This is a genomic window from Ottowia sp. (genome assembly GCF_035325765.1).
Lineage (GTDB): Bacteria > Pseudomonadota > Gammaproteobacteria > Burkholderiales > Burkholderiaceae_C > Ottowia.
This window is the reverse complement of the sequence record NZ_DAOKZG010000007.1, coordinates 18,062-33,361: the sequence shown is the minus strand read 5'-3', so window position 1 is coordinate 33,361 and position 15,300 is coordinate 18,062. Positions and strand designations below refer to the sequence as shown.

At 70.8% G+C, this 15,300-nt stretch carries 14 protein-coding genes; 5 read left to right on the top strand and 9 right to left on the bottom strand.

The features are described from left to right. Window positions 1–121: 121 nt before the first annotated feature. From lapB to gyrA, 9 genes are all read right to left on the bottom strand, one after another. The gene (lapB, locus tag PKA16_RS04365; protein ID WP_324400778.1) at window positions 122–1,282 is read right to left on the bottom strand and encodes a lipopolysaccharide assembly protein LapB; all 1,161 of its coding nucleotides are present in this window, start codon (window positions 1,280–1,282) and stop codon (window positions 122–124) included. After that, complete coding sequence (locus PKA16_RS04360; protein WP_324400776.1) at window positions 1,272–1,547, bottom strand: LapA family protein; 276 nt, start codon at window positions 1,545–1,547, stop codon at window positions 1,272–1,274. The genes lapB and PKA16_RS04360 overlap by 11 nt, the downstream gene beginning before the upstream one ends. A 32-nt stretch (window positions 1,548–1,579) precedes the next feature. Continuing rightward, on the bottom strand, window positions 1,580–1,891 hold the full coding sequence (locus PKA16_RS04355; protein ID WP_324400774.1) for an integration host factor subunit beta: 312 nt from the start codon (window positions 1,889–1,891) through the stop codon (window positions 1,580–1,582). Between the two features lie 46 nt (window positions 1,892–1,937). After that, window positions 1,938–3,620: a 30S ribosomal protein S1 gene (gene rpsA / locus PKA16_RS04350; protein ID WP_324400772.1), complete on the bottom strand. Its 1,683-nt coding sequence runs from the start codon at window positions 3,618–3,620 to the stop codon at window positions 1,938–1,940. 224 nt (window positions 3,621–3,844) lie between these two features. Next, a complete protein-coding gene (locus PKA16_RS04345; RefSeq protein WP_324400770.1) occupies window positions 3,845–5,848 on the bottom strand; it encodes a bifunctional 3-phosphoshikimate 1-carboxyvinyltransferase/cytidylate kinase in 2,004 nt (667 codons plus the stop codon). A gap of 33 nt (window positions 5,849–5,881) precedes the next feature. Further along, on the bottom strand, window positions 5,882–6,754 hold the full coding sequence (locus PKA16_RS04340; RefSeq protein WP_324400768.1) for a prephenate dehydrogenase/arogenate dehydrogenase family protein: 873 nt from the start codon (window positions 6,752–6,754) through the stop codon (window positions 5,882–5,884). After that, the gene (gene pheA, locus PKA16_RS04335) at window positions 6,747–7,853 is read right to left on the bottom strand and encodes a prephenate dehydratase (protein ID WP_324400766.1); all 1,107 of its coding nucleotides are present in this window, start codon (window positions 7,851–7,853) and stop codon (window positions 6,747–6,749) included. Before pheA ends, PKA16_RS04340 begins: the two co-directional genes overlap by 8 nt. A gap of 54 nt (window positions 7,854–7,907) precedes the next feature. Beyond that, window positions 7,908–8,471, bottom strand: a complete 564-nt coding sequence (locus tag PKA16_RS04330) for a DUF2059 domain-containing protein (RefSeq protein WP_324400764.1) — start codon at window positions 8,469–8,471, stop codon at window positions 7,908–7,910. Between the two features lie 21 nt (window positions 8,472–8,492). Further along, complete coding sequence (gyrA, locus tag PKA16_RS04325; protein ID WP_324400762.1) at window positions 8,493–11,150, bottom strand: DNA gyrase subunit A; 2,658 nt, start codon at window positions 11,148–11,150, stop codon at window positions 8,493–8,495. A gap of 234 nt (window positions 11,151–11,384) precedes the next feature. Here gyrA and ompA point away from each other — a divergent pair, with 234 nt between their 5' ends. The 5 genes from ompA (at window position 11,385) to PKA16_RS04300 (ending at window position 15,298) form a co-directional block, all read left to right on the top strand. Further along, entirely contained in the window at window positions 11,385–12,032 is a 648-nt protein-coding gene (gene ompA / locus PKA16_RS04320) for an outer membrane protein OmpA (protein WP_324400760.1), read from the top strand. A gap of 62 nt (window positions 12,033–12,094) precedes the next feature. Then, complete coding sequence (locus PKA16_RS04315) at window positions 12,095–12,544, top strand: hypothetical protein (RefSeq protein ID WP_324400758.1); 450 nt, start codon at window positions 12,095–12,097, stop codon at window positions 12,542–12,544. Between the two features lie 30 nt (window positions 12,545–12,574). Further along, window positions 12,575–13,909 (top strand): hypothetical protein, encoded by a 1,335-nt coding sequence (locus PKA16_RS04310; protein ID WP_324400755.1) that lies wholly within the window; start codon window positions 12,575–12,577, stop codon window positions 13,907–13,909. Continuing rightward, complete coding sequence (gene ubiG / locus PKA16_RS04305; protein ID WP_324400753.1) at window positions 13,906–14,643, top strand: bifunctional 2-polyprenyl-6-hydroxyphenol methylase/3-demethylubiquinol 3-O-methyltransferase UbiG; 738 nt, start codon at window positions 13,906–13,908, stop codon at window positions 14,641–14,643. The genes PKA16_RS04310 and ubiG overlap by 4 nt, the downstream gene beginning before the upstream one ends. Next, window positions 14,633–15,298, top strand: coding sequence for an HAD-IA family hydrolase (locus tag PKA16_RS04300; RefSeq protein WP_324400880.1), 666 nt, complete (start codon window positions 14,633–14,635; stop codon window positions 15,296–15,298). Before ubiG ends, PKA16_RS04300 begins: the two co-directional genes overlap by 11 nt. The last annotated feature ends 2 nt before the right edge of the window (window positions 15,299–15,300 follow it).

Sequence of the window (15,300 nt, the reverse complement as noted above, 5' to 3'; positions counted from 1 at the left end):
CCGGCGTGGCGCATGACCGATCCGGTCGTCGAGGCGCAGCGAAGTCGCCCGTGATCCGCCGTTCGTCATTCGAACGCGTCTTCGGATGCGGCGATCGGCGCGCCAGCGCCTGGCCGGAGCGTCACAGCTCCTCGATGCGGTGCGGCGGAAAGCTGTCCCAGGCCAGGCAGCCGGGACACTGCCAGAAATAGCCCTGGGTCTCGAAGCCGCAGGCCGCGCAGCGGTAGCGTGCCAGCGGTGCCGTGGCGCGTTCCACCGACTGCTGCACGACGGCGTGCACGCCGTCGTGCGCGAAGGGCTCGTGGCCGAGCCAGCGCGCGGCGGCAATCAGCGAGGGTTCCTGCTCCATGTGGCGCACATAGCCCTCGCGTGCCTGTGCCATCGGCATGCCGAGCGCCACCTGGGTCTGCACCAGGGCATCGGCGATGTCGATCGAGGGCGACTGGGCATAGGCCTGCGCCAGGCGCTCCTGGACCTCGCGCAGGCGCCCGCAGGCGCGCGCCAGGCGCACCCATTCGCTGGCGATCAGCGGCACCGCATGCGCGGCGCGCTCCTGCAGCCCGACCAGCTGGTCGTAGGCGCCCGGGTCGTCGCCCGCGCGCGCCAGCATGCCGGCCAGCTGGATGCGCGGCCGCGCGGCGCCCGGGGTCTCGGCGATCACCTGCTCGAGCAGCGCGCGCGCGGCCGCGGCGTCGCCGCGCTTGCGCAGTGCGTGATCGGCCAGCTCGCAGCGGTAGTGCGCCAGGCGCGCGCTGAAGTCGGCATGCCCGGACTGCTGCAGGCGCTGCGCGATGTCGCTGGCGCGTTCCCAGTCGCGCGCGCGCTCGTGCAGCGCCAGCAGGGTGAGCCAGGCCTGTTCCTGGTGGCTGCCGTGCTCGAGCCTGTGCAGCGCCTCCTCGGCGCGGTCCAGCAGGCCGGCCTTGATGAAGTCCTGGGCCAGCGCATACTGGGCGCGTTCGCGGTCCTTGCGGCTCAGGTCGGCACGCGAGAGCAGGTGCTCGTGCACGCGCACGGCGCGCTCGTACTCGCCGCGGCGGCGAAACAGGTTGCCCAGCGCGAAGTGCAGTTCCGAGGTCTCGGGGTCCTTCTGCACCGCCTCGATGAAGGCGTCGATGGCCTGGTCCTGCTGCTCGTTGAGCAGGTGGCTGAGGCCACGGAAGTAGGCCTTGGGCGCCTGCCGGTTCTCGATGCGCAGTTGGCGCAGGTCCAGGCGCGAGGCCAGCCAGCCGAGCGCGAAGGCGATCGGCAGCCCCAGCAGGATCCAGCTCAGCTCAAGTTCCATCGGGCGGCGGCGCCATGGTTTGCGGGTCTGTCCCGGGCGGCATCGCGCGACGTCGCGTCCACCAGCCGGGCAGCATGCCCAGCACGCCGACCACCATGCCCAGCGCAAACGCGGCCAGCACGATCAGGGTCATGGGCGCGCTCCACGCGCGGCCAAACAGCAGGTGCACGGTGGCTTCCTGCTGGTTGTTGAGTGCGAAGGCGAACAGCGCGAAGAACACGGCCGCCTTCAGGACCCATCTCAGCAGCCAATAGACGGGCGACATGGGGGTGGCTGGCGTGCGCGTCGCGCGGCGGTTCAGGCCTGGGCCGACGGCGGCCCGTCCACCGGCTGCGCGGCAATGGTCTCGCGCAGCGCCTTGCCCGGCTTGAAATGCGGCACGCGGCGCTCGGGGATCGGCACGCTTTCACCGGTGCGCGGGTTGCGCCCGAGCCGCGGCGGCCGGTGGTTCACCGAGAAGCTGCCAAAGCCGCGGATCTCGATGCGGTGGCCGCGCTCGAGCGCGTCGCCCATGGCGTCGAGGATCGCCTTCACGGCGGCTTCGGCATCGCGCGCCGGCAGGTCGGCAAAGCGCTCGGCCAGCCGTTGCACCAGGTCGGAACGGGTCATGCTTGCAGCAGGCGCGCGCGTCCGGGGTCCCGGACGCGCTGCCCGTTCAGCTCTTGTCGTTGCTGTCCAGCTTGGCGCGCAGCAGGGCGCCCAGGCTGGTGGTGCCGGCACTGCCCGAGCTCTGGCTCAGGCTGGCCATGGCCTCGTGCTGGTCGGCCGCGTCCTTGGCACGCACCGAAAGCTGGATGTTGCGGCTCTTGCGGTCGACGTTCATCACGACCGCGGTCACCTCGTCGCCCACCTTCAGCACCTGGCTGGCGTCCTCGACGCGATCCCGGCTGATCTCCGAGGCGCGCAGGTAGCCGACCACGTCGTGGCCCAGGTCGATCTCGGCGCCCCGCGCATCCACGCTCTTGACGGTGCCGGTCACGGTCTGGCCCTTGTCGTTGACCGAGACGAAGGTCGTGAACGGGTCCTGGTCGAGCTGCTTGATGCCCAGGCTGATGCGCTCGCGTTCCACATCGACGGCCAGCACGATGGCCTCGACTTCCTGGCCCTTCTTGTAGTTGCGCACCGCCGATTCGCCCGGCTCGTTCCAGGACAGGTCGGACAGGTGCACCAGGCCGTCGATGCCGGCGGCCAGGCCGACGAACACGCCGAAGTCGGTGATCGACTTGATCGGGCCCTTGACGCGGTCGCCGCGCTTGGTGTTCTGCGCGAATTCCTGCCAGGGGTTGGCGCGGCACTGCTTCATGCCCAGGCTGATGCGGCGCTTGTCCTCGTCGATGTCGAGGATCATGACCTCGACTTCCTCGCCCATGGTCACGACCTTGCTGGGCGCCACGTTCTTGTTGGTCCAGTCCATCTCGGAGACGTGCACCAGGCCCTCGATGCCGGGCTCGAGCTCGACGAAGGCGCCGTAGTCGGCGATGTTGGTGACCTTGCCGAACATGCGCGTGCCCTGCGGGTAGCGGCGCGAGACGCCGAGCCAGGGGTCGTCGCCCATCTGCTTGAGGCCGAGCGAGACGCGCTGCTTCTCCGGGTCGAACTTGAGGATCTTGGCGTCGATCTCCTGGCCGGTCTGCACCACCTCGCTCGGGTGGCGCACGCGGCGCCAGGCCATGTCGGTGATGTGCAGCAGGCCGTCGATGCCGCCCAGGTCGACGAAGGCGCCGTACTCGGTGATGTTCTTCACCACGCCGTGCACCACCGCGCCTTCCTTCAGCGTGGCCAGCAGCTTCTCGCGCTCCTCGCCCATGCTGGCCTCGATCACGGCGCGGCGCGACAGCACCACGTTGTTGCGCTTGCGATCGAGCTTGATGACCTTGAACTCCATGGTCTTGCCCTCGTAGGGCGTGAGATCCTTGGTCGGGCGCGTGTCCACCAGCGAGCCGGGCAGGAAGGCGCGGATGCCGTTCACCAGCACCGTCAGGCCGCCCTTGACCTTGCCGGAGGTGGTGCCGGTGACGAAGTCGCCGGACTCCAGCGCCTGCTCCAGCGCCAGCCAGGAGGCCAGGCGCTTGGCGGTGTCGCGCGACAGGATGGTGTCGCCGTAGCCGTTCTCGATCGAGCCGATGGCCACCGGCACGAAGGCGCCGGGCTCGACCTCGATCTCGCCCTGGTCGTTCTTGAATTCGTCGATCGGGATGTAGGCTTCGGACTTGAGGCCGGCATTCACCACCACGAAGTTGTGCTCGACGCGCACCACCTCGGCGGGAATGACTTCTCCCGGGCGCATCACGGTGCGCTGCAGGGATTCTTCGAACAGTTCGGCAAAGGATTCAGACATGAAGGGATTCCTTGTCCGCTCGGGCAGGTTCACGGCCGCACGATTGCGATCGTTTCCAGAGGCTGCTGGCGGAAGGGTTTGAAATGGCGGGATGCCATGGGTTCAGGGTTGCACGACCAGCAGGCCCGCCGCGCGGGAGGCGCGAAGGCAAGCCTGCTGGAACCAGGTGGAAGCCGGCCGGACCGGCGTTCCGTGTGAGGCCGCGCCCGCGCGCGCCGGGCGCGTCAGAAGGGCTGCCTCGCTTGCCACCAGGCCAGCACCTGCGCGAGCGATTGCTCGATCGTGAGCTGCGAGTTGTCCAGCGGCAAGGCATCCTGCGCGGGCTTCAGGGGCGCCGATGCGCGCGATCGGTCGCGCGCATCGCGCGCCTCGAGGTCCGCGCGAAGGGTCGCCATTGTAGCGTCAATTCCCTTTGAAATCAATTGCTTGTGGCGACGCTCGGCGCGCTGCTCGGCGCTGGCGGTGAGGAACACCTTGAGCGGCGCATCGGGGAAGACCACCGTGCCCATGTCGCGGCCGTCCGCGACCAGCCCGGGCAGGCGCGCGCAGGCGCGCTGCCACCCGAGCAGGGCGGCGCGCACCGGCGCAAAGGCCGACACGCTGGACGCGTCCATGCCGGCGGCTTCGGTGCGAATGGCGTCGCTCACGTCCTCGCCATCCAGCCAGACGCGATCGCCCTCGAAGCGCACCGGCAGGGCGCGCGCGAGGGCGGCGATCGCCTCGGCCTGGCCGTCCTCCAGCGCCAGCCCGTGGCGCCGCGCCGCCAGGCCGACCAGCCGGTAGAGCGCGCCCGAATCCAGGTAGTGGTAGCCGAGCTGGCGCGCCATGCGGCTGGCGAGCGTCCCCTTGCCCGATGCCGTGGGACCGTCGATGCAGATCACCGGCACCCCGGCCGCCGGCTCGGCGAGGTCGAACAGGGTCTCGAAATAGTCCGGGAAGGTCTTGGCCACGCACTTCGGGTCCTCGATGCGCACCGGCAGCCGGTCCGGGTTGAAGGCCGCGAGCGAGCCGCACATCGCCATGCGGTGGTCGTCGTAGGTGTGCAGGCGGGCGGCGCGCCACTGGCCGCGCGCCAATGGCTCGACGCGCAGGAAGTCCGGGCCTTCCTGCACCGTGGCGCCGAGCTTGCGCAACTCGGTGGCCATGGCGGCCAGGCGGTCGGTCTCCTTCACGCGCCAGCTCGCGATGTTGCGCAGCGTGCTCGGGCCGTCGGCGTACAGCGCCAGCACCGCCAGCGTCATGGCGGCGTCCGGGATCGCGTTGCAGTCCAGGTCGATGGCCCGGAGCGGCCAGGCGCCGCGGCGCACGACGAGGTGGTTGGCGCCGCCCTCGACCTCGGCGCCCATCTGGCGCGCCGCCTCCACGAAGCGGATGTCGCCCTGGATCGAATCCAGGCCGAGGCCGTCGATGAACAGGCCTGCCGTGTCCGCGCCCGGCTCGGACAGGGCGCCGGCGGCGATGAAGTAGCTGGCCGAGGAGGCGTCGGCCTCGACGTGGATCTCGCCCGGCGAGCGGTAGCGGCTACCGCGCGGGATGACGAAGCGCTGCCAGCCCTCGCGCCGCACCGCCACGCCGAAGCGCGCCAGCAGGTTCAGCGTGATCTCGACATAGGGGCGCGAGATCAGCTCGCCCACCACCTCGATCGCGATGTCGGGCGCCTCCGGCCGGCTCGCCGCCAGCGGCAGCGCCAGCAGCAGGGCGGTGAGGAACTGGCTCGAGACGTCGCCGCGCACCGGGATCGGCTGGCCCAGCCGCAGGCTGGGCGTGCCGATCGCCAGGGGCGGATAGCCCTCGGCGCCGGCGTAGTCGATGGTGCAGCCGAGGGCGCGCAGGGCGTCCACCAGGTCGCCGATCGGGCGCTCGTGCATGCGCGGGATGCCCGACAGCCGGTAGTCGCCGCCGAGCACGGCGAGCGCCGCCGTGAGCGGGCGCATGGCGGTGCCGGCGTTGCCGAGGAACAGCTCGGCCTGGCGCTGCGGCGGGCGTCCCCCCAGCCCCTCGACGGTGGTCTGCGCGCCATCGGTGGTGACGCCGCAGCCGAGCGTGCGCAGGGCCTGCAGCATGACGCGCGTGTCGTCCGAATCGAGCAGGTCGTGGATCGTGGTGCGGCCCTCGCACAGCGCGGCCAGCAGCAGCACGCGGTTGGAGATGCTCTTCGAGCCGGGCAGCCGCACGCGGCCGCGCAGCGCGCGCAGCGGCGGCAGGTCAAGAAAGGGAATGTCGTACACGGCAGGTCGTGGTGGCCGCGCGTGCGGCCGCCCTCACTTCTGGCCCGGCGTCATGCGCCACGTGGCACGTGCGTGGCTGGCCTCGGTGATGGCCTGCTCCAGCGCGTCGATCTGGCCCGTGGCGATGAGCTGTTCCAGCCCGTCCAGCGCGCCGCGAAACAGGGCGGTCTGGCGCGCCAGCTCCTCGCGGTTGGCCAGCAGCACGTCGCGCCACATCTGGGGGTCGGCCGCGGCGATGCGGCTGAAGTCGCGAAACCCCGGGCCGGCCAGCGCCAGGTAGTCGGCGCCCCGGGGCTGGCGCGTGATGCCCTGCATCAGCGCAAAGGCGATCAGGTGGGGCAGGTGGCTGACGGCGGCAAAGGCGGCGTCGTGCGCATCCGGCGACATCTGCGTGACGCGGCAGCCGAGCGCCCGCCACAGCGCCGTCGCCTGCTCGATCTTCTGCGTCAGCGTGCGCTCGATCGGCGTGATGATCACCTGCCGGCCGGCGTACAGGTCGGGGTCGGCGTTCTCGACCCCGGCCACCTCGCGGCCCGTGATCGGGTGGCACGGCACGAACACGCCGACCTCGGTCTTGAGCGCGCGCCGCGCCGCGTCCACCACGTCGCGCTTGGTCGAGCCGACGTCGATCACCAGCATGCCGGGCGTCAGCAGGTGGCGGATCGCCTTGAATGTCGACTCGGTGGCCGCCACCGGCACCGCCAGCAGCACCAGGTCGGCGCCCGAGGCGGCCAGCAGGGCCGACGGCGCCTCGACGTCGATCACGCCGAGCTGGCGCGCGCGCTCGGTGGTGGAGGGCGACTTGCTGTAGCCCACCACGCGCCGCACCAGGCCGGCGCGCTTGGCGGCCAGGGCGAACGAGCCGCCCATCAGGCCGCAGCCGATCAGGCCGAGCTGCTCAAACATCCTGCACCAGCGGGTAGGCGCCCAGCATCTTGTAGAAGGCGCAGCAGGCCTGCAGCTCGGCCAGCGCCGCCGCCACGTTGGGCTCGCTCGGGTGGCCCTGCAGGTCGATGTAGAAGTAGTACTCCCACTTGCCCGACTTGGCCGGCCGCGACTCGAAGCGCGTCATCGAGACGCCGTGCTTCTTCAGCGGCGTCAGCATGTCGTGCACCGAGCCCGGCTTGTTCGGCACCGACACCACCAGGCTGGTGCAGTCGTGGCCGCTCGGGCCCGGCATGGCCATGGTCTGCGGCAGGCAGATGACGGCGAAGCGCGTGCGGTTCCAGGCCTCGTCCTGGATCGCATGGGCGACGATGTGCAGGCCGAAGCGCGCCGCCGCGCGTTCGCTCGCCAGCGCCGCCCAGTTCGGGTGGTCGGCCGCCAGACGCGCGCCCTCGGCGTTGCTGGAGACGGCGCGGCGCTCGGCCTGCGGCAGGTGTTCGCTCAGCCAGCGCTGGCACTGCATCAGCGCCTGCGGGTGCGCCAGCACCACCTCGATGCCGTCCAGCCCGGCGCTGCTGCGCAGCAGGTTGTGACGCACCAGCAGGCTGACCTCGCCGATCACGTGCACCGGCGAATGCAGGAACAGGTCGAACGAGCGCGCCACCACGCCCTCGGTGGTGTTTTCCATGCCGACCACGCCGAACTGCGCGGTGCCGGCGGTGGTGGCGTGAAACACCTCGTCGAAGTTGTTGCAATAGATCAGGTTGGCGGCGCTGCCGAAGTACTCGATCGCCGCCTGCTCGGTGAACGTGCCCTCCGGGCCCAGCACCGCCACGCGCTGCGGCACCTCCAGCGCCAGGCAGGCCGACATGATCTCGCGCCAGATCGCCGCCACGTGCTGGTTCAGCAGCGGGCCGGTGTTGGCCTGCTGCACCTTGGCGATGACCTGGGCCACGCGGTCGGGACGGAAGAACGGCGTGCCTTCGCGGCGCTTGAGCTCGCCCACCTCCTCGGCCACGCGCGCGCGTTCGTTGAGCAGGGCCAGCAGGCGGGAATCGAGCTCGTCGATGCGCGTGCGCAGGTGCGCCAGCGCTTCAGTCTGGATCGGGGAATCGCTCATCTCGGGGTGTATCCGGGGCGGCCGGCCGGGGAGCCGGCCGCCGCGTCGCGGTGCCTACTTGCTGCCACCGCCCGCGCCCCCGGAGGCGGCGGGCGCGCCCACGATGCGCGTGGCCGTGGCATCGAAGGCCTTGAGGTTGCTCTCGACCGAGGCGCGGGTGGCGTCGATCACCTTCTGCGCCCAGGCGTTGCCGGCCTCGCCGGCGATGGTCTGGAATTTCTGGCTCACCGGCGACTCGAGGTAGGCGATGATGGTCTTCATCTCGTCCTCGCTGAGCTTTTCCATGAAGATCGGCACCAGCGCCGCCTCGGCCGCCGGGGCGACCTGCGCTTCCACCGTCTTGTGCGTGGTGTCGGCGAACTTCTTCAGCTCGACGTCGAGCTTCTCGCGCACCTCCTTCTGGCGCGCCGGCGGCACGCTTTCATCGAGGCGCTGCGACCAGACGTTCAGCGGGAACGACACCGCGTCGGCGGTGAGCTGCTCGGCCAGCGCGGCGCCATCGCTGCGCGCCTGCAACTGCGCCAGCTTGGTGGCCAGCGCCTGCTTGCCGTTCTGGGCGTAGGCGCCCATCGACAGGCCGCAGGCCGCCACGAGACAAAGTGCGGCGGGCAGCCGCATGAATGGGATTTTCAAGATGGATTACTCCGTTGGGTCCTGGGGTTGGGGGTCGCCCTCTCCGTCCTGGGCGTCATTTTCCACGATGCGCTGCAGGCCGCTCAGCTGGGTGCCCTCGTCCAGCGCGATCAGGGTCACGCCCTGTGTCGCCCGGCCCATCTCGCGGATCTCGGCCACGCGCGTGCGCACCAGCACGCCCTTGTCGGTGATCAGCATGATCTCGTCGTCCTCGCCCACCAGGGTGGCGGCGACGACCTTGCCGTTGCGCTCGCTCTGCTGGATCGCGATCATGCCCTTGGTGCCGCGGCCGTGGCGCGTGTATTCGCTGATGTGGGTGCGCTTGCCGTAGCCGTTCTCGGTCGCCGTCAGCACGCTGGTGCGCGCCCGCGGATCGGCGCTCTCGGCGTCGGCGTCGCCCTCGGCCACCAGCATCGCGATCACGCTCTGGTCCTCGTCCAGCGACATGCCGCGCACGCCGCGCGCGTTGCGTCCCATCGGGCGCACGTCGTTCTCGTCGAAGCGCACCGCCTTGCCGCCGTCGGAGAACAGCATCACGTCGTGCGCGCCGTCGGTCAGCGCGGCACCGATCAGGAAGTCGCCCTCGTCCAGGCCGACCGCGATGATGCCGGCCTTGCGCGGGTTGCTGAAGTCCGACAGCGGCGTCTTCTTGACCGTGCCCATGGAGGTCGCCATGAAGACGTAGCGGTCCTCGGGGAAGCTGTGCATCTCGCCCGTCAGCGGCAGCACCACGTTGATCTTCTCGCCCTCGGCCAGCGGGAACATGTTGACGATGGGCCGGCCGCGCGAGCCGCGCGAGCCCGAGGGCACCTCCCACACCTTGAGCCAGTAGACGCGCCCGCGATTCGAGAAGCACAGGATGTAGTCGTGCGTGTTGGCGATGAAGAGCTGGTCGATCCAGTCGTCTTCCTTGGTCGTGGTGGCCTGCTTGCCGCGCCCGCCGCGGCGCTGCGCGCGGTATTCGGACAGCGGCTGGGCCTTGATGTAGCCGCTGTGGCTGAGCGTCACCACCATGTCGGTGGGCGTGATCAGGTCCTCGGTCTCCAGCTCCTGGGCGTCGCGCTCGATGGTCGAGCGCCGCGCTCCCGCCTTGGTCTGGCCGAACTCGTTCTTCAGCGCCGTGAGCTCCTCGCCGATGATGGTCGAGACGCGCTCGGGCCGCGCCAGGATGTCCAGCAGGTCGTCGATCTGCGCCATCACGTCGCGGTACTCGGCGATGATCTTGTCCTGCTCCAGGCCCGTCAGGCGCTGCAGCCGCATCTGCAGGATTTCCTGCGCCTGCGTGTCCGAGAGGCGGTACAGGCCGTCCGCCTGCAGGCCGTAGGCGCGCTCCAGGCCCTCGGGGCGGTAGTCGTCGGCGCTGATGGTGCTGCCGTCGGCGCGCGCGCGCGTCAGCATCTCGCGCACCAGCGCGCTGTCCCAGCTGCGTGCCATCAGCTCGGCCTTGGCCACCGGCGGCGTCGGCGATTCGCGGATGATGCGGATGAACTCGTCGATGTTGGCCAGCGCCACCGCCAGGCCTTCCAGCACGTGGCCGCGCTCGCGCGCCTTGCGCAGGTTGAACACCGTGCGCCGCGTCACCACCTCGCGCCGGTGCTGCAGGAACACCTCGACCAGCTCGCGCAGGTTGCACAGCTTCGGCTGGCCGTTGATCAGCGCCACCATGTTGACGCCGAAGGTGTCCTGCAGCTGGGTCTGCTTGTACAGGTTGTTCAGCACCACCTCGGGCAGCTCGCCGCGCTTGAGCTCGATCACCAGGCGCATGCCGGACTTGTCCGACTCGTCCTGGATGTGGCTGATGCCCTCGAGCTTCTTCTCGTGCACCAGCTCGGCCATGCGCTCCTGCAGCGTCTTCTTGTTGACCTGGTAGGGCAGTTCGTCGACGATGATGGCCTGGCGCTGGCCGCGGTCGATGTCCTCGAAGTGCACCTTGGCGCGCATCACCACGCGCCCGCGCCCGGTGCGGTAGCCGTCGCGCACCCCCTGCATGCCGTAGATGATGCCGCCCGTCGGGAAGTCCGGCGCCGGCATGATCTCCATCAATTCCTCGATGGTGGCCTCGGGCTGGTGCAGCAGGTGCAGGCAGGCGTCGACGACCTCGTTCAGGTTGTGCGGCGGGATGTTGGTGGCCATGCCGACGGCGATGCCGCCCGAGCCGTTGACCAGCAGGTTGGGCAGGCGCGTGGGCAGCACCAGGGGTTCCTGCTCGCTGCCGTCGTAGTTGGGCCCGAAATCGACCGTCTCCTTGTCGATGTCGGCCAGCATCTCGTGCGCGATCTTGGCCAGGCGGATCTCGGTGTAGCGCATGGCCGCGGCGTTGTCGCCGTCCACGCTGCCGAAGTTGCCCTGGCCGTCGACCAGCATGTGGCGCATGGAAAAGTCCTGCGCCATGCGCACGATGGTGTCATAGACGGCGCTGTCCCCATGCGGGTGATACTTGCCGATGACGTCGCCGACGATGCGCGCCGACTTCTTGTAGGGCCGGTTCCAGTCGTTGTTCAGCTCGTGCATCGCGAAGAGCACGCGCCGGTGCACCGGCTTGAGGCCATCGCGCGCATCGGGCAGGGCCCGGCCCACGATCACGCTCATGGCGTAATCGAGGTAGCTGCGTCGCATCTCCTCTTCCAGGCTGACCGGAAGCATCTCCTTGGCGAATGAGGTCATATATATGCAAGCAGCGCGACGTGGCAAAAAGGGTTGATTCTAGGGGCATTCGACTGTTGCAAACTGGCAACATAATCGGAGTTTTCCACGTCCCCATGGCGTTTGCGGGCCCTGTTCGGCTGCGTTTGCGAAAGAGCGTGTGGCACAATCGATTGCAGCGTTTTTGGTGGTGCTCACTTGAAGCGTCCGATTTTTCGCAGCGCGGCTGCGGCTTTTTTCCCTGTGAGGAGAATCATGAAGAAACTGAACAAAGTAGCGATCTTGTTCGCCGTCGCATCCGTGGCTGGTTCGGCATTCGCCGCGGGTTCGACGATCAACACCGACAACTGGCGCAACGGCCACGGCAACCTGATCTGGAAGAACGGCACCAGCGAACTGTGCTGGCGCGATGCCGCCTGGACCCCGGCCACCGCTGCCCCGGGCTGCGACGGCGCGCTCGAGGCGCCCAAGGCCGCTCCGGCCGCTGCCCCGGCGGCTGCTGCGCCCGCTCCGGCGCCGGCTCCGGCACCCGCCCCGGTCGCCGCCCAGAAGGTGACCTACGCCGCCGATGCCTTCTTCGACTTCGACAAGTCGGTGCTCAAGCCCGAAGGCCGCGCCAAGCTGGACGACCTGGTGAGCAAGATCCAGGGCATCAACCTGGAAGTCATCATCGCCGTCGGCCACACCGACTCGGTCGGCACGGTCGCCTACAACCAGAAGCTGTCGGTGCGCCGCGCCGAGGCCGTGAAGGCCTACCTGGTGTCCAAGGGCATCGAGCGCAACCGCGTCTACACCGAAGGCAAGGGCAAGTCGCAGCCGATCGCGGACAACCGCACCGCTGCTGGCCGCGCCAAGAACCGCCGCGTCGAGATCGAGGTGGTGGGCACGCAAGCCGCCAAGTGATCGAGACCCCGACGGGGTATCCTTCCAGGGCCTTGGGAGCGCAAGCTCCCAGGGCTTTTTTCATGGGCGCGCGCGCGCTGCGCCGCGGCGGCCTGCCTGCGCTGGGCCTGCTGGCCGCGCTGGCGGCCCCGGCTCCGGCGGGCGCGCGCGCGGCCTGCGCCGAGCCGGCGGCCGTGCGCATGGTGCTGTCGCCGCGCATGCCCTACGCGCTGCTCGAATGGCGGCGCATGCGGCGCGCCGCCGAGGACGCCGGCTTCCGGGTGTCGGCGCTGCGCGACCCGCGCGTGCCGGACGAAGAATGGCAGGCCGCGGTGCGGGCCGTGGACCTGCCCGAACTGGCCGACGCCCCGCTGCTGGACGAGCCGACCGGGCGCGCGCTGGGCCTGCTGCACCACGCGCCCAGCAGCATGGTCGAGCGCTGCGGCACGCGCCATCCCTGGCCGATCCTGGGCGTGATGCCCGATGCGGCCTGGCTCGGCCTGCTGCGCCAGCGTGCGGGGACATTGAAATGAAACACCCCCGTAGCTCCACGAAGAACTGAGATGAAGCACTCCCCGCTGTCCTGGGCCTGCATCTGGACCAGCCCCAGCCACGGGTGGCCGCGGCGAACCGGTCCCGCGGCGAGCGGGGCTGCGCTGGTCCAGACGCCGGGCCGGGCGCGCGGCGCGCACTGGCTGGCCGCGCTGCTGCTGGCCGGGGCGAGCGCCGCCGGGGCGACCGAGGCGGCGGCCGACTGCATCGCGCCGCTCGCCTACCACGCGCTGGACGTGCGCGAATTCGGCGCCGATGCCGATGGCACGGCGGCGCTCGGCACCTACGAACGCATCAGCCCCGACGGGCGCTTCGTGCTGCGCTCCTATTCCGGCGCGCAGCTCGGCCAAGTCAGCCTGGTCGAATTGCCCGCCGAGCCGGGCGGGCCGGTCCGGGCCCACCCCACGCCCTTGTCCAACGAGGCCTTCCCGGTCCAGGGCAGCTGGCGCTACCTGGTCGACGTGAACGGCGAGCACTACCGCTTCGCCGAGGTGTTGCGCGACGGTCGCCGGGCGCGGCCGCTGTTTCGCGGCGGCATGACGGGCTTCTACGCGGCTGCTTCGGAACTGCCGCCGACCGCCGCCGCCGACGCGTCGACCGGCGGCGGCGCGCTCGTCCGCATCCGTTCGCTGAGCTGGCCGCAGGACGCCGACCCCGACCGCCAGGGCGTGGGCCCGCTGCAGGTGGCGACCATCGGGGTGCGCGACGACGGGCGGCAGGCGCGCCTGGTGCGCACGCTCGGGCCGCGCTTCATTTGCGACGGCCGCGTCGCCATCGACGGCAATGCCTACGCCTTGCCCATGCTCTCGGTCGACGGCAGCGAGTTCTCCGCCATTCCGCAGGCGCCGCGCGTCGGCGCGCCGTCGATGCGCGTGTACCGGCTGGCGCCGCGGCCCGGCGCCGGCGCGCCGTCCTGCGACCTCGACGCCGACCTGGGGCGGACCGTGAGCAAGGCGGTGTTCGGCTTCGCGCGTCCCGACGCCGCGGCCTGGCTGGTCTACAGCGACCTGGGCAGCGTCTACCTGCACGACCGCGCGCTCGGCCAGGGGTTCCGCCTCGACCGCGCGCGCGATCGCGTGCAGGCCAGCGCGTTTCCCGGCCTGACGCGCGACGGACGCGTCATCTATGGCGCGAGCTGGCAGGACTGCGACGACCGCGCGCGCTGCCCGCGCCAGGCCGGCTACGTGGTGGTCGATCCCTACCAGAGCCAGGCCTGGCGCGCCCACTGGCAGGCGCGTGGCCAGGCGCCGCCCAAGGCCTGCATCACCCGCGCCGAGGTGGCGCGCGAGCGCCGCCGCTTTGCCGAGCAGCATGGCCTGGACGGCGTGGGACAATCGCGGCCATGACTGCCGCCGAAGCCAACGTCGACCCGGCCGAGCTGGCCCGCTTCTCCGCGCTGGCCCACCGCTGGTGGGACCTGGACGGCGAATTCGCCGCGCTGCACCAGATCAACCCGCTGCGCCTGGGCTGGATCGAGGGCATCGCGCCGCTGGCGGGCGCGCGCGTGGTCGACGTCGGCTGCGGCGGCGGCATCCTGGCCGACGCCATGGCGCGCCGCGGCGCCGAGGTGCTGGGCATCGACCTGGCCGAGAAATCGCTGCGCGTGGCCCGATTGCACGCGCTGGAGGCCGAGACGCCGCGCGTCGACTACCGCCAGGTCTCGGCCGAGGCGCTGGCGGCCGAGCAGCCCGGCGCCTGGGACGTCGTCACCTGCATGGAGATGCTCGAGCACGTGCCCGACCCGGCCGCCGTGGTGGCCGCCTGCGCCGCGCTGGCGCGCCCCGGCGGCTGGCTGTTCTTCTCGACCCTCAACCGCAACCCGAAATCGTTCGCGCTCGCCATCCTGGGCGCCGAGTACCTGCTGGGCATGGTGCCGCGCGGCACGCACGAATACGCGCGCTTCATCCGTCCGAGCGAGCTGGCGCGCCACTGCCGTGCCGCCGGGCTCGAGGTCGCGCACGCCACCGGCCTGGTCTACAACCCGCTGGCGCGGCGCTTCCGGCTGGCGCCGGACCTGGACGTGAACTACCTGCTGGCCGCGCGCAAGCCGGCCGAAGCGGCCGATGGCGCTGCTGCCTGACGTGCGCTGCGTGCTGTTCGATCTGGACGGCACCCTGATCGACAGCGCCGGCGACCTGGGCCGGGCCGCCGACCAGATGCGGGTGGCGCGCGGGCTGGCGTCGCTGCCCGAAACCGCCTACCGGGCCTGGGCCGGCGCCGGCGCACGCGGCATGCTGCAGGTGGCCTTCGGCATGGCGCCGGACGACCCGCGCTTCGAGGACTATCGGGCCGAATTCCTGTTGCGCTACGAGACGGTGATGCTCGACTCCACGGCGCCGTTCGAGGGCGTGGCGCCGCTGCTGGCGCGACTGGAGGCGCTGGACCTGTGCTGGGGCGTGGTCACCAACAAGTTCGAGCGCTTCACCGGGCCGCTGGTCGCTGCCATGCCGCTGTTCGACAGCGCCGCGGTCATCGTCAGTGGCGACACCACCCCCCACATGAAGCCGCACCCGGCGTCCCTGCACGAGGCCATGCGGCGCGCCGGCGTGGCCGCCGCGCACTGCATCTACGTCGGCGACGACGAGCGCGACATGCAGGCCGGCCGCGCCGCCGGCGTGCGCACGGTGGCGGCGCGCTACGGCTACCTGGGCGTCGGCGCCCGCGTCGAGCAGTGGGAACCCGATGCCGTGATCGACCGGCCGCTGGAGCTCTTGAAATTGCTCCAAATGGCTTAAGA